This is a genomic window from Hoeflea phototrophica DFL-43, from assembly GCF_000154705.2.
Classification (GTDB): Bacteria; Pseudomonadota; Alphaproteobacteria; order Rhizobiales; family Rhizobiaceae; genus Hoeflea; species Hoeflea phototrophica.
On record NZ_CM002917.1, the window covers coordinates 890505 to 911281 of the forward strand.

The 20777-nt window shown below is 58.0% G+C and carries 18 protein-coding genes; 16 read left to right on the forward strand and 2 right to left on the reverse strand.

Features of this window, described 5'->3' with window-relative positions:
• The first annotated feature begins 55 nt into the window (after positions 1 to 55).
• Genes HPDFL43_RS04200 through HPDFL43_RS04220 form a run of 5 tightly spaced genes read left to right on the forward strand, consistent with a single transcriptional unit; the run spans position 56 to position 4861 of the window.
• Entirely contained in the window at positions 56 to 823 is a 768-nt protein-coding gene (locus tag HPDFL43_RS04200; protein ID WP_007196011.1) for an SDR family NAD(P)-dependent oxidoreductase, read from the forward strand.
• Positions 824 to 850: 27 nt separating this feature from the next.
• A complete protein-coding gene (locus HPDFL43_RS04205; protein ID WP_007196012.1) occupies positions 851 to 1624 on the forward strand; it encodes a crotonase/enoyl-CoA hydratase family protein in 774 nt (257 codons plus the stop codon).
• 34 nt (positions 1625 to 1658) lie between these two features.
• Complete coding sequence (locus HPDFL43_RS04210; RefSeq protein WP_007196013.1) at positions 1659 to 2135, forward strand: MarR family winged helix-turn-helix transcriptional regulator; 477 nt, start codon at positions 1659 to 1661, stop codon at positions 2133 to 2135.
• A gap of 22 nt (positions 2136 to 2157) precedes the next feature.
• Entirely contained in the window at positions 2158 to 3972 is a 1815-nt protein-coding gene (locus HPDFL43_RS04215) for a feruloyl-CoA synthase (RefSeq protein WP_007196014.1), read from the forward strand.
• 7 nt (positions 3973 to 3979) lie between these two features.
• Positions 3980 to 4861, forward strand: coding sequence for a 4-hydroxyphenyl-beta-ketoacyl-CoA hydrolase (locus tag HPDFL43_RS04220; protein WP_007196015.1), 882 nt, complete (start codon positions 3980 to 3982; stop codon positions 4859 to 4861).
• 16 nt (positions 4862 to 4877) lie between these two features.
• Here HPDFL43_RS04220 and HPDFL43_RS04225 read toward each other — a convergent pair whose 3' ends face one another.
• The gene (locus HPDFL43_RS04225; RefSeq protein WP_007196016.1) at positions 4878 to 5786 is read right to left on the reverse strand and encodes a LysR family transcriptional regulator; all 909 of its coding nucleotides are present in this window, start codon (positions 5784 to 5786) and stop codon (positions 4878 to 4880) included.
• A gap of 209 nt (positions 5787 to 5995) precedes the next feature.
• On the opposite strand from HPDFL43_RS04225, the gene HPDFL43_RS04230 reads away from it, so the two are divergent.
• On the forward strand, positions 5996 to 7660 hold the full coding sequence (locus HPDFL43_RS04230) for a GMC family oxidoreductase (protein WP_007196017.1): 1665 nt from the start codon (positions 5996 to 5998) through the stop codon (positions 7658 to 7660).
• A 36-nt stretch (positions 7661 to 7696) separates the two neighbouring features.
• The gene (locus tag HPDFL43_RS04235) at positions 7697 to 10207 is read left to right on the forward strand and encodes a CoA transferase (protein ID WP_007196018.1); all 2511 of its coding nucleotides are present in this window, start codon (positions 7697 to 7699) and stop codon (positions 10205 to 10207) included.
• 99 nt (positions 10208 to 10306) lie between these two features.
• Here HPDFL43_RS04235 and HPDFL43_RS04240 read toward each other — a convergent pair whose 3' ends face one another.
• Positions 10307 to 10957, reverse strand: a complete 651-nt coding sequence (locus HPDFL43_RS04240) for a GntR family transcriptional regulator (RefSeq protein ID WP_007196019.1) — start codon at positions 10955 to 10957, stop codon at positions 10307 to 10309.
• 312 nt (positions 10958 to 11269) lie between these two features.
• On the opposite strand from HPDFL43_RS04240, the gene HPDFL43_RS04245 reads away from it, so the two are divergent.
• The 9 genes from HPDFL43_RS04245 (at position 11270) to HPDFL43_RS04285 (ending at position 20729) form a co-directional block, all read left to right on the forward strand.
• Positions 11270 to 12274, forward strand: a complete 1005-nt coding sequence (locus tag HPDFL43_RS04245; protein WP_007196020.1) for an ABC transporter ATP-binding protein — start codon at positions 11270 to 11272, stop codon at positions 12272 to 12274.
• A gap of 49 nt (positions 12275 to 12323) precedes the next feature.
• The gene (locus HPDFL43_RS04250) at positions 12324 to 13616 is read left to right on the forward strand and encodes an ABC transporter substrate-binding protein (protein ID WP_040449044.1); all 1293 of its coding nucleotides are present in this window, start codon (positions 12324 to 12326) and stop codon (positions 13614 to 13616) included.
• Positions 13617 to 13687: 71 nt separating this feature from the next.
• Entirely contained in the window at positions 13688 to 14554 is an 867-nt protein-coding gene (locus HPDFL43_RS04255) for an ABC transporter permease (protein WP_007196022.1), read from the forward strand.
• A gap of 1 nt (position 14555) precedes the next feature.
• The gene (locus tag HPDFL43_RS04260; RefSeq protein WP_007196023.1) at positions 14556 to 15398 is read left to right on the forward strand and encodes an ABC transporter permease; all 843 of its coding nucleotides are present in this window, start codon (positions 14556 to 14558) and stop codon (positions 15396 to 15398) included.
• Between the two features lie 6 nt (positions 15399 to 15404).
• Positions 15405 to 16085 carry an aspartate/glutamate racemase family protein gene (locus HPDFL43_RS04265; RefSeq protein WP_007196024.1) on the forward strand — a complete coding sequence of 227 codons (681 nt, stop codon included), beginning with the start codon at positions 15405 to 15407 and terminating at the stop codon, positions 16083 to 16085.
• A 2-nt stretch (positions 16086 to 16087) separates the two neighbouring features.
• A complete protein-coding gene (locus tag HPDFL43_RS04270; RefSeq protein WP_007196025.1) occupies positions 16088 to 16963 on the forward strand; it encodes a GNAT family N-acetyltransferase in 876 nt (291 codons plus the stop codon).
• Positions 16950 to 18377 carry a transporter substrate-binding domain-containing protein gene (locus HPDFL43_RS04275; RefSeq protein WP_210165616.1) on the forward strand — a complete coding sequence of 476 codons (1428 nt, stop codon included), beginning with the start codon at positions 16950 to 16952 and terminating at the stop codon, positions 18375 to 18377. Before HPDFL43_RS04270 ends, HPDFL43_RS04275 begins: the two co-directional genes overlap by 14 nt.
• A 19-nt stretch (positions 18378 to 18396) precedes the next feature.
• Positions 18397 to 19005, forward strand: a complete 609-nt coding sequence (locus tag HPDFL43_RS04280) for an ANTAR domain-containing response regulator (protein WP_040449047.1) — start codon at positions 18397 to 18399, stop codon at positions 19003 to 19005.
• A 416-nt stretch (positions 19006 to 19421) separates the two neighbouring features.
• Positions 19422 to 20729, forward strand: a complete 1308-nt coding sequence (locus HPDFL43_RS04285; RefSeq protein WP_040449049.1) for a transporter substrate-binding domain-containing protein — start codon at positions 19422 to 19424, stop codon at positions 20727 to 20729.
• The last annotated feature ends 48 nt before the right edge of the window (positions 20730 to 20777 follow it).

Consider the following 20777-nt stretch of genomic DNA (forward strand, 5'->3'; position numbering starts at 1 on the left):
TTGTTCATTGACATAACAATTATATTGAATCACTATCTTGGCGAGGAGAGACATTATGAATTTGAACGGAACCATCGCGCTTGTTACCGGAGCCGGCAGTGGCCTTGGCGAGGCCACAGCCAGACGTCTGGCTCAGGCCGGCGCGCGCGTCGCCGTGCTTGATCTTTCGCTTGATGCGGCAAGCCGTGTCGCCAGTGAAATCGGCGGGGTGGCGCTTGCTGCCGATGTTTCCAATGTGTCCGATGTGGAGGCTGTCTTCGAGCAGGCAATCCAGTCGTTGGGCGGTGCGCCTCGCGTGGTCGTCTCCTGCGCCGGGATCGGCACGGCTTCGCGCATCCTGCCGCGCGACGGCTCCCTGACAACCGGGATCTTTGATCGCACGATCCGCGTCAACCTGATGGGCACCTACGCAGTGATGAATGTCGCAGCCCGTGCAATGGCGGCTGCCGAACCTGTCGACGAGGATGGCGCGCGCGGCGTGATCGTGAACACGGCATCGGTGGCGTTCGAGGACGGGCAAATCGGCCAGGTAGCCTATTCCGCCTCCAAGGGCGGCGTGGTGTCGATGACACTGCCGGCAGCGCGGGAGCTGGCGCGGTTCGGGATCCGGGTCGTCGCCATCGCGCCGGGCCTGTTTGAAACCGGCATGAGTGCCGGACTGCCTGATGATGTTCGCGGGGATATTCTCAAGAATGTACCTTTCCCGAGCCGGATGGGCTTGCCTGCCGAATATGCGCAGCTGGTCCAGCAGATTGTTGAAAACACCATGCTGAACGGATGTGTTATCCGTCTGGACGGTGCCGCCCGTATGCCCGCCAAATAGCAAACCGATGAGAATGCAAGGATCAAGATGACCAGTTCCAGCGACATTCTGCTGGTGACGACCGACGGACCGGTTGCCACTCTGACCATGAACCGCCCGGCCAAGCGCAACGCCATGTGCGATGAGTTGCTTGACGCGCTGGAGGCCTTTTTTGCTGCGCCGCTTGAAGGCGTCAAGGCCGTGATCCTGACTGGAACTGCAGGGCATTACTGCTCCGGCCTTGATCTCTCCGAGCATGTGTCACGCGATGCGGAAGGCACCATGCGTCATTCGCGCAACTGGCACCGGGTGATGGACATCATCCAGTTTTCCGGCCTTCCGGTTGTCTCGGCGATGTTTGGAGCGGTCATCGGTGGCGGGCTAGAGCTTGCCACATCTACCCATGTGCGGATTGCCGAGCCCTCGACCATTTTCCAGCTGCCCGAAGGCATGCGCGGCATCTTTGTCGGCGGCGGCGCGACCGTTCGTGTCGGCCGGATCATCGGTGCCGACCGAATGTGCGAGATGATGCTGACCGGACGAAAATACAATGCCGAGGAAGGCCTGGCGCTCGGACTGACCCACTACACAGTCGGCGAGGGCGAAGCCATGGCTTTGGCGCAGAAGCTGGCCGGCAAGATCGCCAACAATGCCAGCCTCTCCAATTACATGATGATCCAGGCGATCAGCCGGATCTCCGACATGTCGAAGTCGGACGGGCTGTTTGCTGAAAGCCTCTGCGCCGCTGTCTCGCAGACCAGCGCTGATGCGGAAGAGGGCTTGAAGTCATTCCTCGAAAAACGCCGTCCGGTGTTCCGATAGATACCCAATCAGGCATTCCTGGACAGGAGCGGATATGAAAAAGCGCGCAACCGATACGGCAGGAAATGAAGAGCCATTGGCGCAGACACATCTTCGCCAGTTTGTCGGCTATGAGATGAAGCTCGCCTATCTTCTCATCCAGAACGATATGATGCGCGTTCTCAAGCCAACCGGGTTGAGGATCGTGACCTTTTCCGCGCTCGGCATTGTGGTCGAGAACCCGGATATCTCACAGACACAGCTGGCTCAGGCACTGCAGATCGAGCGCTCCGGCGTGGTCGTCATTGTTGATGAGCTGGAAAATGCCGATCTGATTTCGCGCAACAAGGTTGAAGGTGATCGTCGGTCCTATGCGCTGCGAGCGACATTGAAGGGCCGCAAGCTCTGGAACCGGACCGAGAAGCTGGTTCATGAGCATGAAGACGGCATCCTCTCGGGATTGTCTGCGGTGGAGCGCGAGACACTCAAAGCACTGCTTGGCCGGATCATCGAAGACAATCGCAAGAGCTGAATGACTGCTTGGGAGGCAGGGCATGAAAGACAACACAACCGGGCTGACACTGGTGCCCCACGCGGTAAACATCGAGCGGCGTGCGCAAGACCTGCTGATGACCAGCCCGACTGCCTGTGACCCGGTGGTGTCCAACGCCGGTGTCTGGCTCGACAAATGGGCGGATGAGGCCCCGTCTCGCGTCTTTCTCGCTGAACGGTCAAACGAAGGCTGGCGTGAGATGGGCTATGCGGAGGTCCGCGATGCTGTCCACGCCATCGCCTCGAGCCTTGTGGCGCGCGGGATGGATGGCTCGACCCCGATCGTGATCATGTCCGGCAACAGCATTGACCACGCGCTGCTTTCGCTCGCTGCGCAATATGCGGGAATCCCGACGGTCCCGCTTGCCGAGCAATATTCGCTGATCACCGAAGCGCATGAGCGTCTTGTCTATGTGCTCAACAAGATCAAGCCGGCGATGGCGTTTGTCGACAATGCTTCGCGCTATGGTGCGGCGATTTCGCGCCCCGAGCTGGCTGGCGTGGAGATCATTGCCAGCCGGACCGAAGGCGCACCTGGTGCGGTCACGCCTTTCAATGAATTGCTGCGCGGTGATGCCGGAATCGATCTGGCCAGCGTTCATGCCAAAGTCGGCCCCGACACTTTGGCCAAGGTCCTCTTCACCTCCGGTTCGTCCTCTGAGCCGAAAGGGGTTCTGACAACCCAGCGGATGATGTGCACAAACCAGGCGCAGATGGCCAGCGTGTTGCCTTTTCTCAAGGAGAGGCCGCCGCGGATCATGGACTGGTTGCCCTGGAACCATGTCTTTGGCGGCTCGCACAACACGTTGATGATGCTCGCCCATGGCGGCAGTCTCTACATCGACAATGGCAAGCCAACCAGTTCGGGCTTTCCTCTCACCGTCGAGAACATCATCGAAAAGCCGGGCACGCTGTCTTTCAACGTGCCTGTTGGCTTTGCCATGCTGGTGCAGGAGATGGAAACCAACATGGCACTCCGCAATGCTTATTTCCGCGATTTGGACATGCTGTTTTACGCTGGCGCATCCTTGCCGCAGGATGTCTGGACCCGCCTTGAAGAAATGGCGATTGAAGTGCGCGGCAGGCTGCCCTTGATGATTTCCAGCTGGGGCATGACCGAAACCGCGCCTGCCACAATCATGGTCTACGAACCGATCGGCCGTTCCGGGGTGATCGGCCTGCCGTTGCCCGACACCGAGATCAAGCTCATCCCCGATGACGACATGCGCTGCGAATTGCGTGTCAAAGGCCCCAATGTCATGTCCGGCTACTGGGGTGACGAAGAAAAATCGGCAGCCGCCTTTGACGAGGAAGGCTTCCTGATCACCGGTGATGCGGTGCGGTTCGTCGATGCCGATGATCCCGAACGCGGTCTGGTTTTTGATGGACGCGTCTCCGAGGACTTCAAGCTGCTGACCGGGACCTGGGTCCAGGCGGGCAGGCTCCGGTTGGAGGTGCTCGAGCAGCTCCGCGGTGTTGTGCAGGATGTTGTGATCTGTGGCCATGACCGGGGCGAGATCGGGCTGTTCGTGTTCCCGAAACCGGATCAGGTCCATGGCCCGACGACATCGAAAGGCGCTGTTATCGATCCAGATCTTCAAGTCGCCATCGAACTGCGCCTGCGTGCAATGGCCAGGGCGTCTTCCGGTTCAGCCAAGCGGATCGCGCGGGCCATCATTCTTGCCGAACCGCCAAGTCTTAAGGATGGGGAGATCACCGACAAGGGCTCGCTCAATGTTCGCAAGATCATCACCCGCCGCGCCGACATTCTCGAGCGGCTTTATGACAACCAGGACCCGGCTTTGATCCGGGTGTGAGGAACCAATGGTAGATTTTTCAAAGGTCCGTGCGATCGACACCCACACCCATGCGGAAGAACCCTGTGGTTGCCACGCGGACGACGGCTATGACGATCTGCAGACCACGATGGCCAAGTATTTTGGCGCTCCCTGGGAACATCCGCCGACCATTCCCGAAACCGCGGCGCATTACCGCGAGATGAACATCGCGGCGGTGATCTTTCCTGTCGATGCAGAGCGCGAGACCGGTTTTCGCCGCTACAACAATTACGAAGTCGCCGAGGCCTGCGCCAAGGAAAGTGACATCCTGATCCCCTTTGCCTCGATCGACCCGCACAAGGGCAAGCTTGGCGCGCGCGAAGCGCTTGACCTGGTCAAGAACCACGGTGTCCAGGGATTTAAGTTTCACCCGACCATGCAGGGCTTCTACCCCAATGACCGCATGGCCTATGATCTCTACGAGGCGATCGCGGAAACCGGAAAGCCGGCGCTGTTTCACACCGGCCAGACCGGTGTCGGCTCCGGCATGCGCGGCGGCAACGGGATGCGGCTCAAATATTCAAACCCGATGTACATCGATGATCTGGCCGTCGACTTCCCCGACATGCCGATCATCCTCGCTCATCCGTCATTCCCGTGGCAGGAAGAGGCGCTTTCCATCGCCACTCACAAACCCAATGTCTATATCGACCTTTCCGGCTGGTCCCCGAAATACTTCCCGCCGATCCTCATCCGCTATGCCAACACGCTTCTGAAGAAGAAGATGCTGTTCGGCTCCGACTGGCCGATGATCGCGCCGGAAAAGTGGCTGGACGCATTCGACAAGGCGGATTTCAAGGATGAGGTGCGGCCCCTGATCCTCAAGGAAAACGCCATGCGGCTGTTGGGCGTATCCGAAACGGATTGAGCTTGTGATCGGGTCTCTACCCCCAGGTGCTTTCCAGAAGGCTGAAAAGAGCCGACACCACCGGAGTGTCTTTGCGGCGTTCCAGCGTGGCGATGCTGAGGCAGGCCGGGACTGAGACCGAGTTGCACACCGCAATGCCAAAGGACTGCCTTTGGTGAAGGGCGATCGATTCACGGCACAGGCTCAGACCGACGCCTGCACGGACCATTTCCAGCATCGAAGCTTCCTGGTCGACCAGTGCAACGACATTCTGCTTGCAGCCGTGTTTCTCGAAGATGGTCGCTAGCAACCGGTTGTGTACCGAGACCTCGGGCGTTCCGATCCATGGCAATTCAGCCAGGTCACTCCAACTGGCATTCTCAACCCGCCCCTGCCAGCCGGCTGGTGCGATCACACGGTAGGAAAAATCGGCAAGTTTTTCGGCATGGACCGGTTCGTCCCCATCGTGGTGATCGAAGGTTTCCGGTGCGCTGAGGTAAAAGCCTGCATCAATCCGGCCGCGTTTGATCTGATTGAGAATGTCGCCACTGACACCGTGAATGAGCTCTGTGGTGATGTCCGGATACTCATCCCTGAGTTGGCCAAGCAATCGGCCAAGGCGAATGAACTCGGGGTCAACGATGGTTCCGATCTTCAATTTGCCTTCAACGCGCCCCAGCTGCAGGCGGGCGCTGCGGTGGAACTCGTTCATCGCTGCCAGCACCTGCTCCGCCTTCTGCAAGATCGCGGCGCCATCCTGGGTGATCTGAAGGCCGGTGGCGGTTCGGCGGAACAGCGTGATCCCGGTCTCCTCGCTCAGCCGTTTTAGCTGATGGCTGACCGCGGGCTGGGTCAGATTCTGGATTTCGGCTGCCTTCGACACGCTGCCTTCACGTGCGACCGTGACGAAGGCCTGAAGGGTGCTGATGTTTGTAAATCGGTCCATATAAAAAACACTAATATCGTAATGTGTGATTTGTCATTGGATTTTTCAGATCAGCATTTCTAGTGTCGTGCCTGTTCGCGGACTGGGAGGACGCGAAAAGACACTCCGATCAGCGCTCCGGACTTCTGTCATGATACGCGCGTATGGTTTGTCCATTGCTCCTCCTTTCTAACAGGGCTCCGAAAAGGGGCATCAAGCAAAGGGGCGTCATGCCTGATCAAGACACGAGTTTCGATTATATCGTGATTGGTGGTGGCTCAGCGGGTTGCCTGCTGGCAAACCGGCTGAGCGCCGATCCGGCGAACCGTGTGCTCCTTCTGGAAGCGGGCAAACCCGACACCTATCCGTGGATCCATATTCCCGTTGGCTATCTCTATTGCATCGGCAATCCGCGTGCGGACTGGATGTATTCCACCGAAGCCGACAAGGGGCTCAACGGACGCAGTCTTCGCTACCCCCGTGGCAAGACGCTGGGCGGCTGCTCCTCGATCAACGGCATGATCTACATGCGCGGCCAGGCACGGGACTATGACAATTGGGCCCGCCAGAGCGGTGAGGACGATTGGAACTGGGAGAATGCGCTGGCCGATTTCAAGGCGCACGAAGACCACTACAAGCTCGACGATGGAGCTGATCCCGCCACCGGGAGCAACAGCCGCTTTTCCGACATGCATGGCCATGGCGGGGAGTGGCGCATCGAAAAGCAGCGGCTGCGCTGGGATGTGCTCGACAGCTTTGCTGACGCTGCGGTCGAAACCGGGATCGATAAGACCGATGACTTCAACGGCGGCGACAATGCGGGCGTCGGCTATTTTGATGTAAACCAACGCTCCGGCTGGCGCTGGAACACCTCAAAGGCATTTCTGCGGCCGGCAAAATCTCGGCCGAACCTCACCGTCTGGACCGAGGCACAGGTCGAGAAGCTGACCCTGGAAACGAAGGCGGATGGTTCGCTTCACTGTGCCGGCGCCGTGGTCAATCGCGCCGGCCGGTCCGTGTCGGTCAAGGCCCGCCGCGAGACAGTGCTTTCGGCTGGAGCGGTCAATTCCCCGCAAATCCTGCAGCTGTCGGGCATCGGTCCTGCGGCGCTTTTGAAGTCTCACGGGATCGAGGTGATCAAGGATGCGCCGGTGGGTGAGAACCTGCAGGACCATCTGCAGATCCGTGCCGTGTTCAAGGTCAAGGGTACGCCGACCCTGAACACGCTTGCAAACAGCCTGCTCGGCAAGGCGAAGATCGGGCTGCAATATCTGCTCAACCGCTCCGGCCCGATGAGCATGTCGCCCAGCCAGCTCGGTGCGTTCACCCGCTCCGATCCCGACCGCGCCCACGCCAATCTTGAATATCATGTGCAGCCCTTGAGCCTTGAGGCCTTTGGCGAAGATTTGCACGAATTTCCCGCCATCACGGTCAGCGTCTGCAATCTCAATCCAACCAGCCGCGGTCGTGTGCAGATCAGATCTGCCGATTTCCGCGATGCGCCGAAAATATCGCCCAACTATCTTGCAACCGAAGAAGACCGGAAGGTTGCCGCCGACAGCTTGAGGCAGGTTCGCCAGATCATGGCACAGCCTGCGATGCAGGCCTATCAACCACAAGAGTACAAGCCCGGAATCGAGTATCAGAGCGATGAGCAGCTGGCCAAGCTCGCCGGGGACATCGGCAGCACCATTTTCCATCCGGTCGGCACGGTGAAGATGGGGCGCGTTGATGACCCGAGCGCAGTGCTTGATCCGCATCTCCGGCTCAAGGGTGTGAACGGCCTGCGCGTTGTGGACGCCAGCATCATGCCCGAGATTACCAGCGGGAACACCAACTCTCCGACCCTCATGATCGCGGAAAAAGCCGCGCGCTGGATGCTGTCAGCTCAGTAGCATCATCCGGCTGTTTCCGTTTTTCCTGGAGGAATAATGCGCACTTCATTTTCCAAGCTGCCTTTGACAGGTGTCAAAGTGGTTGATTTCGGCCAGTACATTGCGGGCCCGGCGGTCGCAATGCTGCTCGGCGATCTGGGCGCCACGGTTGTGCACATCGATCCACCGGACGGACCGATGTGGCAGAGCCACGCCAATGCAACGCTGATGCGCAACAAGCTGATCGTCAATCTTGATCTGAAAAGCGAAGATGGCCTGGAGAAAGCGCGCGCGCTGTGTGCCGAGGCTGACATCATCATCGAGAACTTCCGCCCTGGCAAGCTCGCCAAGCTCGGACTCGACTTTGCCACCATGCGCGAAGAACGCCCCGAACTGATCACGGTCTCGCTGCCCGGCTTTGCATCCAACGATGATGAGCGGCGCGAGCTGCGGGCTTTTGAAAGCGTGATCGCTGCGAGTTCCGGCGTCTTTACCGATATGGGCCTGAACCGCGTTCTGATGGGGCTGAGCCCGTCATTCTCGCCATTGCCGCTGGCTTCTGCCTATGCGTCGCAAATAGCTGCGTCCTCGACCGTCCTGGCACTGCAGTCGCGGCAGCTGACCGGTCTGGGTGATCAGATCGAGGTGCCGCTTGCCGCCGCGGTGATGGAGGGACTTTGCTACAACTCGATCAAGGTCTCGGACATGCCCGAGCGCTATCTCACGCAGCGCGAAATCGAGATCGAGCGCCGGCGGGTCGAAGGCCTGCCGATGAACGTCTCCTATGAAGATCTCCAGGAACTGCTCGATCCGTTCTTCCGCAGCTACATGTGCAAGGACGGGCGGATGTTTTATGTCGTCTGCCCCAGCCACAAGAACCATGCGCGCCGCTGCCTTCAGGTGCTGGGCATCTATGACGAAATGGTCGAGGAGGGGCTGACCGAGGAAGAGGACACTTACAAGCCGCAGTCGGAATGGTCGTCAGACACCTCGCTTGGGGTCTACCCGATGCCGAAGTTCTGGGCCGACAAGCTCGCCGCCCGGATGAAAGAGGTGTTCATGACCCGCACCTCGCATGAATGGAACCGGATGTTTGGCCGTGCCGGAATACCGGGCGCCGCCCAGCGCTGGCTGCAGGAGTGGGTCAACGATGAATATGCCGAGATGTCGGGACTGATGATCGATGTCGACGATCCCGAACTGGGCCCGATGACCCAGCCCGGTCCGGTGGTCTGGATGGAGGAGAGCGGCGAAGAGTCTCTCGAACCCAAGCCGCGCCGTTGGGTCGAGTTTGACGAAGCCCTGAAAGTCCTGCGCAAGATCCGGACCGAAATTCCCGAGCCCTCGGAAGGCGTTACGCAGGAAGGCTGGCTCTCTGGTGTCCGGGTTTTGGATCTGTGCAACGTCATCGCCGGCCCGCATTCAGCAAGCTACCTGGCGCGCTTTGGCGCCGAGGTCATCAAGCTTGATCCGGCCAAGCCTTATTATGATAGCTGGAATACGGTGGTCTACGGCTTGAGCCAGGGGCGGGGCAAACGCTCGATCCTGGCGGACATAAAATCCGAACATGGCCGCAAGGTCTTCGAGGACCTGGTCAAGACGGTTGACGTGATCGTCTGGAATGCGCCCGATACCCAGATCAAGCGCATGGGGCTGGATGCCGAAAGCCTGCGCAGGCTCAATCCCGATGCGCTGTTTTGCAAGCTGGACTGCTTCAGCGGTGTGCGCCGTGGAACGCGGACCGACTATATCGGTTATGACGATCTGGTGCAGGCCATCACCGGCATCATGCTGCGCTTTGGCGGTGCGATGGACCGCCCGGAGGAACATGCGCATGTCGGCACGATCGACGTGATGTGTGGCTTCGGCGGGGCTCTCGCTGTCGCGACTGCGCTTTACCAGAAGCACCGCTTTGGACGGATCGGCCGCGGCCGCACCTCGCTCAATGCCAACAGCGGCTTGCTGCAAGTGCCGTTCTGCTACGACTATGACGGGCGCAGCCTGTATGACGAGCCGTCCGGACCCGAGGCGATTGGGTATGGGCCGCTGAGCCGGTTCTACAGCACGGCCTCAGGCATCTACATCCTGCTGAGCGCCTATGAGACTGACATACCACGGTTTCGCAATGCCGAAGGGCTTGAGGAGCTGCCCGATATTGCCGAAGAGGACCGCGCCGGTTTTCTCGCCGCCGCGTTTCAGTCACAGCCGGCAAGCGAATGGGTGGAGCGGCTCAGAGCGGCGGATATCGGCTGCGCTATCTGCGACAACATCGACGCATTGCGCGCGCAGAACACCCGTGAAGCCGATGGCACACCCGGCACACAGAACGGCAGCTACTCCTTTTCTGTCTACCGGGATCATCCCAGCGGCCACGAAATCATCCAGCTTGATCCCTATGCGGTGCGGAGCCAGCGCGGCCGCGTTTTCGCGCTGCCACCGACGGAGAAATTCGGCACATCGACCCGCGCGATCCTGCGCGAGCTCGGATATGCCGAAAAGGCCATCGAGACCGTCCTCAAGACCGGGCAGATCAGCGAAAGCTGGAGCAAGGAATATCTGCCAAGCTGAAGCTGGCAATGCAGTTTTCAATTGGGGTGAATGGACACCGAAGGCCCGGTTTTGAATTCGCCCGTGCATCCGGGTCGAACGTGACAGGTTCGCGATAAGCTAACCCCGCAAAGCATCCGCCAGCGAGAGTGGCGGCCTGTTCGGGTCGTTCAAATTCAATCCCGAATGCAGATCGACAATATGGCTGCGCATGATTTCTTCCGCCGCAGCCGGGTCGCGTTGCTCGAAAGCCTTCATCAATGCGTGGTGAGAATGGCTTTCGCAGGTGGTGTCGGCCCGGCGCCAGTAAAGTGCGATGATCAAGGAGGATCGCGAAATCAGGGAGCGGATGACGTCGGTGAAGACGTCATGTCCGGCAATGTCCGCAATCTTGAGATGGTATTCGCCCGACAGCGACAATGCCCGGCCCTTGTCCCCCGAATCCATCGCCGCGTGCTCTTCTTCGATATGGAGGCGCAAGGTTTCAATCGTCTGGTCCGTCATTCGCTTGGCTGCCATGGCGGCAACCCGGGGTTCGATCAGGCCGCGCGCCTCGAAAACCTCATGCGCCTCCTTCGGAGTCGGACTGGCGATGAACGCGCCGCGATTCTTTTCGATGGAGACAAGCTGTGAATGGGCCAGGGCCTGCAGCGCAGCGCGCACAATGGTCCGGCTGACCCCGAAGATCTCACCGACTTCATCCTCAGACAGTTTGGTGCCCGGCGCGATCTTGTGTTCAAAAATCGCACGTTGAAGACCAGCAACAACCATGTCCGACCGGCTTGCCGCGCCTGTGGGCCCATGCGGCTCGCCTTGGGTTGTGCGTAGAGCTCTGATCACCGCTGCATGCCTGAAACACCTTAGAATCTTGAGGCCTATTTATAGAATTCGTCACCCGACTTGGCAACGCAAAATTGTATACAATAATTAGGCTTATTGTATAAAAAATTGGCTACAATTTAGGCAGGTCCCATGTCCATTGCTGAGGGTGAGATAAAATATCATGAAAAATCAATAGTATATAAATTTCGAGAGTCTGGCACGCTGCTTGCAAAACCCAAACGGTAGGCAAGGAGCCAGACCATGATGGACAAATCCGCAGCAGAGCTGATTTCAGTAACAAAATCCTATGGCCAATCGATTGCCGTTGACGAAATTTCGCTGAAGATCCCGGGTGCTTCCTACACCTGTCTTCTGGGGCCGTCAGGATGCGGGAAATCATCGACGCTGCGCATGATCGCAGGCCATGAGACCGTCTCCCGGGGCGACATTCTGCTCGGGGGCAAGAACATCACCGATCTGCCGCCGGCCGGCCGCGGCACGGCTATGATGTTTCAGAACTATGCGCTGTTCCCGCATCTGAGCGTCGCCGACAATGTCGCCTTCAGCCTGAAAATGAAGGGCGTGGACAAGGCCGCACGTCTTGCCGAGTCGATGAAATTGCTTGAGCTGGTGGATATGGCAGGCTTTGCCGGTCGTCTGCCGGCACAACTCTCGGGCGGCCAGCAGCAGCGTGTCGCGCTTGCCCGCGCGCTGATCACCAATCCATCAATCCTGTTGCTTGATGAACCCTTGTCGGCGCTTGACCCGTTCCTGCGTCTGCGCATGCGCTCCGAGCTCAAGCGGTTGCAGCGGGAGTTGGGGATTTCCTTCATTCATGTCACCCACTCCCAGGACGAGGCGTTGTCTCTGGCCGATCAGATAATCGTCATGAACAAGGGCAGGATCGAGCAGGTCGGCAACGCGCAGGATGTCTTCAACCGTCCGGAAACCCAATTCGTGGCCCAGTTCATGGGCGGCCACAATGTCATGAGCGATGGTCAGTCTCACCTGGCGATCCGCTCAGACAAGATCAAGGTCGCCAGGACCAAGCCCAAGGGCGCCGCCGGGCTTAAGGCCGTTGTGCGCGAGATCGAGTATCTGGGAACCACCTTCTCCGTTGCCCTGAATGACGCTGCGGGCGTGGAAGGCTCCAACCCGATCAGCGTTACCATTCCCGACGCCCTCTTTTCCCAAGAACCTTTGGAGATCGGCCAGACGGTCTTTCTCAACTGGAAGCCGGACGACGCGCACCGTCTGGCGAACTGAACCACGCCAACAACCAACACCATGCCAATCACCACCAAGGAGAATGAATATGACTAAGACGCCAAAATCCAACGCCATCAGCCGCCGGTCGATGCTCAAGGGCACAGCCGCAGTTGCAGGCACCGCCATCGGTTCGGGCGTAGTAACCGGGTTCCCGACCATCTGGGCGCAGAACATCAAGGATGTGACCCTTCGCCAGTTCGGCACCGGGGTGTCCAACCTCAACGATGTTGCCAACAAGGTGAAGGAAGATCTGGGGTTCACTCTGGAGATGACCGCGCTTGATTCCGACAGCGTGACCCAGCGTGCCGCCACCCAGCCCAAGAGCTTCGACATCGCCGATATCGAATACTGGATCTGCAAGAAGGTCTGGCCGACAGGCAACCTGCAAGCGATGGACACATCCAAGATCACGAACTTCGACAAGATTGCGCCGATCTTCACCACCGGCAAGCTGACGCCGGAAAGCACCGTTGCTCAGGGCACTGCACCAAGCACGGTCGGCTTTGTCGATGGCAAGGATGGCACCTCGTTTGCCAAGGATGTCACCGGCTGGATGACCCTGATCCCGACCATCTACAATGCCGACACGCTGGGCATTCGCCCCGACCTGATTGGCCGTCCGATCGACACCTGGGCCGAACTGCTCAACCCTGAATTCAAGGGCAAGGCCTCGATCCTCGACATCTCTTCGATCGGCATCATGGATATGGCCATGGTCTGCGAAGCCATGGGCGAAATCAAATATGCCGACAAGGGCAACATGACCCGCGAAGAGATCGACAAGACCATCGGCATCTTCATGGAAGCCAAGAAGGCCGGCCAGTTCCGCGCCTTCTGGAAGTCCTTTGACGAAAGCGTCAACCTGATGGCGTCTGGCGAAGTCGTGATCCAGTCCATGTGGTCGCCTGCGATTACGGCCGTGAAGTCCAAGGGCATCCCCTGCGTCTACCAGCCGCTCAAGGAAGGCTACCGCTCATGGGGCGGCGGCATCGGCCTGTCAGCCAACCTCTCGGGCCTCGAGCTGGAAGCTGCCTACGAGTACATCAACTGGTATCTCTCCGGCTGGGTCGGTGGTTACCTGATGCGTCAGGGTTACTACTCCGCTGTTCCGGAAACCTCGAAGCTGTTCATGTCCGAAAACGAGTGGGGCTACTGGTACGAAGGCAAGCCAGCAACCGGCGACATCACCAGCCCGACCGGCGACAAGCTGGCCTCTGCCGGCGACGTGCGCGATGGCGGCTCCTACATTGACCGCATGGGCGCCGTTGCCTGCTGGAACGCCGTTATGGACGAAAACCAGTACATGGTCGGCAAATGGAATGAGTTCATCGCCGCCTAAGGCGAGGTCCCATCGCAATTCCCCGCGCCCATTCCGGGCGCGGGATCCCACCCCAGAAGGCCAGGTCGCAGATGTCTTCCAAACAAACCCCTTCCAGCACGCTTTCCGGCTGGCTGATGGCGTCGCCACTGGCCCTCGTGCTTGCGCTTTTCCTGGTGTTGCCGATCGCCATGATTGTCATCGTCAGCTTCTGGGGCGCCACCGAATTTTCGATCTATCCGGCATTCATTTTCGACAATTACGAATTCCTGTTCCGCTCGTCGGTGACCTATTCGGTTTTTCTCAAGACCTTCATGTTCACCATCATTTCCTGGGCGCTGTGCCTCGCGATCGGCTTTACGGTTGCCTATTTCCTTGCCTTCCATATCCGCGCCCAGACCTGGCAGATCGTGCTGTTTCTGGTGTGCACGGTGCCATTCCTGACCTCCAACATCATCCGGATGATTTCCTGGGTACCGTTTCTCGGCCGCAACGGCATCGCCAACCAGACGTTGATCTCGATGGGCATGATCGATGAACCGCTGGAATGGCTGCTGTTTTCCGATTTTGCCGTGGTGCTGGCCTTCGTCCATCTCTACACGCTGTTCATGGTGGTTCCGATCTTCAACACCATGATGCGCATCGACAAATCGCTGCTGGAAGCCGCCCGCGATGCCGGCGCCACCGGTTTCCAGACACTGACCAACGTCATCCTGCCGCTGACCAAGCCCGGTATCATGATCGGCTCGATCTTTGTCGTCACATTGGTGATGGGCGACTTCATCACCGTGCGCTTCATGAGCGGCTCTCAATCGGCCAATGTCGGCCGGTTGATCTCCAACGACGTGGCGTTGCTCAGATATCCCTCCGCGGCCGCCACCTCCGTGGTGCTGCTGATCACCGTGCTTATCGTGATCGGGATCATGCTGCGCTTCGTCAACATCCGGAAGGAGCTCTGAAATGTTGGAACAGCGTGGACGCTCCTTCTATCTGCTGGCGGGCTTTTTCGCCCTCTTCATCCTGTTTCTCTATGGCCCGACGATCACCATCGCCATTCTTTCGTTCCAGGGGCCTAAGGGCGGACTGACCTTTCCGATGAACGGCGTTTCGCTGCACTGGTTTCACAATCTGTTCGAGCAACAGGCGGTTGGCGATATCTGGGGGTCTTTCCGGCGCTCTCTGGCGCTTGGCCTGATGGTGATGGTCACGACGGTTATCGTCTCGGTGATGGGCGGCCTGGCCTTTCGCAAGCGCTTCAAAGGGTCAGGCGTGCTGTTCTATCTGGTCATCACCAGCCTGATCATTCCCTCGATCCTGATTTCACTCGGCGTCGGGCTGATTTTCAATCAGCTTGATCTCGATGTGCACTGGACCACCTCGGGATTTGGCGCACAACTGACCTGGACCCTGCCGTTCGGCCTGTTGATCATGTTCGCGGTGTTCAACCGCTTCGACAAGACCTATGAGGAAGCAGCCCGCGATCTTGGTGCAACCTCCTGGCAGACCATTCGCCATGTTGTGCTGCCGATCATCGCGCCGAGCCTGATCGGTGTCGCCTTGTTCGGCTTCACCCTTTCTTATGATGAATTCGCCCGGACATTGCTGACCGCAGGTTCCTACAACACCCTGCCGCTGGAAATCTTCGGCATGACCACCAATGTTACCTCGCCGGTTCTCTATGCGCTCGGCACGCTGACCACGGTTTTCTCGCTTGTTGTCATCGCCCTCTTCATCCTGAGCGCCTGGTTGCTGAACCGGAAGCATGCCAGCACCGGCAATGATTCTGGCAATGGTCTGGTGTAACCAGCCATGCGCATTCTGATCATCAATCCCAACACCACGGCCTCCATGACCGCGACGATCGGAACGGCTGCAGCAAAGGTTGCTTCAGCCGGAACGACCATCCTTGCGGTCAACCCGGACAACGGTCCGGCCTCCATCCAGGGGCCAGAAGACGGCGAAGCGGCGCTGCCCGGCCTTTTCGCCGTCTTCGACACCTATATGGGCGTCGAGGATCCCTTTGATGCGGTCATCATCGCCTGCTTTGATGATACTGGATTGGGTGAGTTGCGGGCCCGGTCTGACCTGCCGATCACCGGGATCGGCGAAGCCGCCTATCTGCAGGCAGCCAAAACGGCTGCACCCTTTTCGGTGATCACGACACTCCCGGTTTCCATTCCCGTGCTTGAGCACAACATCGAGTCCTATGGCCTGTCGGAACAATGCGCGCGGGTTCGCGCCAGCGACATTCCGGTGCTCGACCTCGAACATCACCCTGAACAGGCCCTGGCGCGCATTGGCTCGGAAATCGCGGATGCGATCGAGATGGACCAATGCCGCTCCATCGTGCTGGGATGCGCAGGCATGGCGGATATGGCGCTCATTCTTGAAAACACTTATTCTATTCCGGTTATTGAAGGCGTCAGCGCTGCGGTCGCATGGTGTGAGCGTGAAGCCACAAATCGGCTGCAAAACACGGGTATGGCCTGATCATGAGTTCCGGGTCTGCGGGCAATTTTGAGGTGCGCAGCGCAACGGTGGAAGAGTTCGCCGTTGCGCTCAGTTGGGCACGCGACGAGGGCTGGAATCCTGGCGTCGCGGATCTCGAAGCCTTCTTTGCCGCCGATCCCTCCGGCTTTCTGATGGGGTTTGACGATGGCAAGCCGGTCTCCTCCATCTCGGTGGTGCGCTATGGCGACGAACAGGGATTTCTCGGCTTCTACATCGTCCACCCGGAAGCCAGAGGCAAAGGTTTCGGTACCGCCACCTGGAACGCCAGCATGGCCTATCTCGCAGACCGCACGGTCGGGTTGGATGGCGTTGTCGCACAGCAAGACAATTACACCAAAAGCGGCTTTCAGCTCGTTGGCCGCAACATCCGCTTTACGGGCGTTCCCAGACTGGCCGGTCTCCCCGGGCCTGCCGTAAAGACTGAGGCGGCGCGCACTGGCCATGCCGATCAGATCGAAACGCTCGATCGGGTCTGTTCTGGTGTGCCAAGGTCAGGCTTCCTCAAGGCATGGATCTTCGCTGCCCCTGACGCCGTGCGCAGCACTTTTATTTCTATCGAGAACGGTGATGTAAGCGGCTATGCCACGATCCGCAAATGCGTTGATGGCTATAAGATCGGACCGTTGTTCGCGCCAACGCAGCAAGCCGCGGAAGCGCTGTTTCAGGCATGCTGTGCAAAGGTCCAATCCGGGGCAGACATCACACTTGATGTGCCGGAAACCAATCACAAGGCGATGACGATGGCTCAGAGCGCCGGCCTTACGCCGGTGTTCGAAACAGCACGCATGTACCGCGGCTCGGCGCCAGAGATACCGTGGTCCAAAGTCTATGGCGTGACCAGCTTTGAGCTGGGTTGACCTAACTGGCTCAATTTATTTCGGCACGCAGGATGCTGCCGGCATGTTCAGAACTCCGGTGTGTTCACGGAAAACGTCAAGCGTGTTGGGTGCTTCGCCCAACCGGAACCGTTCACGCACGAATGGAACGGCAATCGGAAAAGCTGCGGTGGCTGCCGCTGTGCGAACGGCAAGCGTCCTCCTTGCATTCAAAGGCCGTTTGCGTATTGATGAGTTGAGTTGTCGCCGCGCGCATTTTGCGGATTTTATTTTTGTAAGAACTATGTCGACCGAAACAAATTCTGATTTCATAAAGATAGGCAGCCTGTTTTCCAGAACGGGCGTAACAGCTTTTGTGGAGCGAACGCTAAGCAATGCTGTCTCTCTGGCCGTTTCCGAAGTCAACTCGGCTGGCGGAATAGGCGGTCGGCATCTTGTTTTGGAAGAGGCGGATCCGAAAGGTGATTTGAAATTGTTTGAAGCGGAGACGCTCAGACTGCTTGAATCTGGCGTATCCAATTTTTTCGGTTGTTATTTGTCATCCACGCGCAAGGTGACGCTGCCAATCATCGCCCAACATCAGAAATTGTTGTTTTACCCGACCTTCTATGAAGGCTTCGAGTTCTCCCCGAACTGCATCTATTCGGGCGCCGTGCCCAACCAGAACACGTTCTGGCTGGCGGATTACCTCCTCGACAGCTATGAGAAGAAATACCTGCTTGTCGGTTCGAACTATGTATTCCCCTATGAAACGAACCGGGTCATGCGCGACCTTGTGGCCAATCGGGGCGGCGATGTTGTCGATGAAATCTACATTCCACTGAACCCAAGTCCCGAAGAGATCGCCCGGGTTATTGAAAAGATCAAAGCTGCGCTGCCGATCGTTGTGTTTTCGACGCTGGTGGGGCAAGGGGCCGTGTCTTTCTACAAGGCCTATCACGAAGCGGGGATCGATCCGAAGACCAGTCCGATTGCCAGCCTGATCACTGGAGAAGCGGAAGTTGAGCAGATCGGTGCCCGGGCATCTGCGGGGCATGTGACAGCCGCACCCTATTTCAGCTCCATTGATACTCCGCAGAATTTGAAATTTGTGGCCCATTATCGGGACCGATATGGCAAGCAATCTCCTATCTGTGCTGCCGCCGAAGCTGCTTACCTTCAGGTGCATCTGTTTGCAGAGGCCGCGAAAAGGGCGGGAGCTGTCGACAGGGAGAGTATCTTGCGTGTGCTGCCGACATTCAGCTTCGAGGCGCCCCAGGGGGTCGTGCGTGTCAGCAGGGAAAATCACCACACGCATCTCTGGCCGAAAGTCGCCATAGTTGATGCCAACGGTGAGTTCAGGATCGTTCGGGAGTCTTTCGAGCCGGTCCCTCCCGACCCTTACCTGAAAGGCTTTGATCCCGGAAACAGCCAGAATGACGAAAAGTCATTCTAGTAGGGAGGATTGCACTTAAATGACGACGTTCCGGCTTAAGGATCTAAGAGATTTATCGGTCATCGTCGTGCATCCATTGGACCAGGATGGAAAAGCGCTTCTGGACCAACTCAACAGAATTGGGTGCCGGACCGAGCTGGTTTGGCCGCCGACCAAAGCACTGCCCCCCGGCACCGATATCGTGATTGCTGGTGTTTTCTTCGAATGGCAAAACGAGTTGAAAGCGATGCTGAAGAAAACCAAGGCATCGTCTCCGACCGTGCTTGCCATCGTGAATTATGAAAATCCTGCCATGCTTCAAAATGTGCTGGAGTTGGGCGCGTTCGCAGTAATTTCCAAGCCAATAAGAGAGTTTGGAATGCTGATCAATCTTGTGGTCGCGCGGTCGAAATGGGAGGAGTCAATTCAACTCGCCGAGAAGTCTGTCCGGTTGCAGAAGAAGATCGTTGCGCAAAAAAATATCGCCAGCGCAAAAGAAATAATTATGGAATTACAGTCGATTAGTGAGAGCGAGGCCTATCGCGTCTTGCGCAGCAAAGCGATGGCCAAGCGGGTCTCGATTGAAGAAATGGCGGTCGCTGTCATCAACGCAAATGACCTCTTGTCAAAGGGCATTGATCGTGTATAGTCTGAAATTGTGGGCCAACGATGTCCCACTAGCTGCTCCAAAATAGCAGTTTGCTTGATAAGAATCGTATTCGTTTTTTTTGGCGAAATAAGCCTGACGAACGATGTTCTTTAAGCGCTATGCGGACAAAGATACCGTCGCCGGAACCAGGTGATTGGGTCTTGGATCTACTCAGTAAGGAATACGAGTAGTTTCCCACTGACTGTCCGTTTCTCATAATCCTCTGTCTTTTAAGTGTTGTGATCCCGACCTCTGGGGATTCACTTGAGCCATGTCTGCGCTCGTCACTTGGATGACGGAGTTTTCGCTCGACCATTTCAGGCGGAGAAAAAAATATTACCAGGGGTGAAAATTGCCGGCGCCGTGAGACGTGCTGGCCAATAATCCGGTGGAACTGTGAAAAGGAAGAGAAAATCATGTCTGTAACCCGCAGAAAATTGCTGAAAACATCCGCTTTGGGTGCCGCTGCACTCGCAACCCCGCATATCTGGATGCCCGGTACCCGTGAAGCCTGGGGCGCCACATTGACCGAAGGCGAGCCGATCAAGGTGGGCTTGCTGTTTTCCCTCACCGGTGGCCTCGCGGTCCCCGAAGAGGATTCAACCCTGGTGATGCAGTATGCGATCGATGAGATCAACGCTGCAGGCGGTGTGGCCGGCTTGCCGATCGACCCGGTCATCGTCGACGCGAAATCCGACTTCAAGGTTTACTCCGAAAAGACCCGCGAACTCATTCTGCGCGACAAGGTCACCTCGATCTTCGGCTGCTACACATCCGCAAGCCGCAAAGCGGTCCTGCCGACGATCATGCAGCGGGACAACCTGCTGTTCTATCCGACCTGTTATGAAGGCGCGGAATGCACGCAGAACACCATCTGCACAGGTCCTCTGGCCAACCAGCACTCCTTTGATCTGATCCCCTATATGGTCGAGCAGTTCGGACCGCGCGTGTTCTTCGTGGGCTCGAACTATGTCTGGCCGAAAGAGTCCAACAAGAACGCCAAGATCTGGCTTGAAAATGCAAATGGCGAACTTCTGGGCGAAGAGTACATTCCGCTCGGATCTTCCGAGTTCGGTCCGGTCCTTGAAAAAATCAGGGCCGCCAATCCGGACTTCATCTTCTCAACTGTGGTTGGCGCCTCCGACATCGCTTTCCACCGCCAGTTCAAGCAGGCCGGCCTGAATGTTGACACGATGCCGATCGCCTCGTTGACGACGGGTGAAATCGAAACCAAGGCCATGGGTGCTGAGTTCGGCGCCGGCCACTTCCTCTCGGCTCCATATTTCCAGAACATGGAAAACGAAACCAACGCCAAGTTCGTGGAGGGCTTCCTATCCAGTAAATATGGCAAGAACGGAACCACCCACTACAACATGGAGGAGACCTACCTCTCGGCCTACGTCTTCAAGGCTGCGCTGGAAAAAGCCATCGAGATGCATGGCATTGCTGACGTCACGCCACGCAAAATCCGCGATGCGGCTGCTGGCGTTCGTGTCGAGGCGGATGTGTCTCCGGAAGGCCTGATCTGGATCGACGAGAAGAACTTCAACACCTGGCTTGTCCCCAAGATCGGTCAGTGCCAGGCCGACGGCAGCTTCAAGATCGTCAAGGAGGCACCAGAGCACGTCGCGCCGGATCCCTACTCGATTTATCCCGACCTCGGCACTTGCACGGCTGATGGCCTTCTGGCCCCCGATGGGACGCTCAAGACTGACGTGATCTGATCGCAGATCCCGCTTTTGGACGGGCGCTCATTCTCCGCGCGCCCGTCC

Excerpts from the sequence above, each read along its gene's own strand:
- HPDFL43_RS04200 (WP_007196011.1), top strand. The coding sequence starts at position 56 with ATGAATTTGAACGGAACCATCGCGCTTGTTACCGGAGCCGGCAGTGGC.
- HPDFL43_RS04205 (WP_007196012.1), top strand. The coding sequence starts at position 851 with ATGACCAGTTCCAGCGACATTCTGCTGGTGACGACCGACGGACCGGTT.
- HPDFL43_RS04210 (WP_007196013.1), top strand. The coding sequence starts at position 1,659 with ATGAAAAAGCGCGCAACCGATACGGCAGGAAATGAAGAGCCATTGGCG.
- HPDFL43_RS04215 (WP_007196014.1), top strand. The coding sequence starts at position 2,158 with ATGAAAGACAACACAACCGGGCTGACACTGGTGCCCCACGCGGTAAAC.
- HPDFL43_RS04220 (WP_007196015.1), top strand. The coding sequence starts at position 3,980 with ATGGTAGATTTTTCAAAGGTCCGTGCGATCGACACCCACACCCATGCG.
- HPDFL43_RS04225 (WP_007196016.1), bottom strand. The coding sequence starts at position 5,786 with ATGGACCGATTTACAAACATCAGCACCCTTCAGGCCTTCGTCACGGTC.
- HPDFL43_RS04230 (WP_007196017.1), top strand. The coding sequence starts at position 5,996 with ATGCCTGATCAAGACACGAGTTTCGATTATATCGTGATTGGTGGTGGC.
- HPDFL43_RS04235 (WP_007196018.1), top strand. The coding sequence starts at position 7,697 with ATGCGCACTTCATTTTCCAAGCTGCCTTTGACAGGTGTCAAAGTGGTT.
- HPDFL43_RS04240 (WP_007196019.1), bottom strand. The coding sequence starts at position 10,957 with ATGGTTGTTGCTGGTCTTCAACGTGCGATTTTTGAACACAAGATCGCG.
- HPDFL43_RS04245 (WP_007196020.1), top strand. The coding sequence starts at position 11,270 with ATGATGGACAAATCCGCAGCAGAGCTGATTTCAGTAACAAAATCCTAT.
- HPDFL43_RS04250 (WP_040449044.1), top strand. The coding sequence starts at position 12,324 with ATGACTAAGACGCCAAAATCCAACGCCATCAGCCGCCGGTCGATGCTC.
- HPDFL43_RS04255 (WP_007196022.1), top strand. The coding sequence starts at position 13,688 with ATGTCTTCCAAACAAACCCCTTCCAGCACGCTTTCCGGCTGGCTGATG.
- HPDFL43_RS04260 (WP_007196023.1), top strand. The coding sequence starts at position 14,556 with ATGTTGGAACAGCGTGGACGCTCCTTCTATCTGCTGGCGGGCTTTTTC.
- HPDFL43_RS04265 (WP_007196024.1), top strand. The coding sequence starts at position 15,405 with ATGCGCATTCTGATCATCAATCCCAACACCACGGCCTCCATGACCGCG.
- HPDFL43_RS04270 (WP_007196025.1), top strand. The coding sequence starts at position 16,088 with ATGAGTTCCGGGTCTGCGGGCAATTTTGAGGTGCGCAGCGCAACGGTG.
- HPDFL43_RS04280 (WP_040449047.1), top strand. The coding sequence starts at position 18,397 with ATGACGACGTTCCGGCTTAAGGATCTAAGAGATTTATCGGTCATCGTC.
- HPDFL43_RS04285 (WP_040449049.1), top strand. The coding sequence starts at position 19,422 with ATGTCTGTAACCCGCAGAAAATTGCTGAAAACATCCGCTTTGGGTGCC.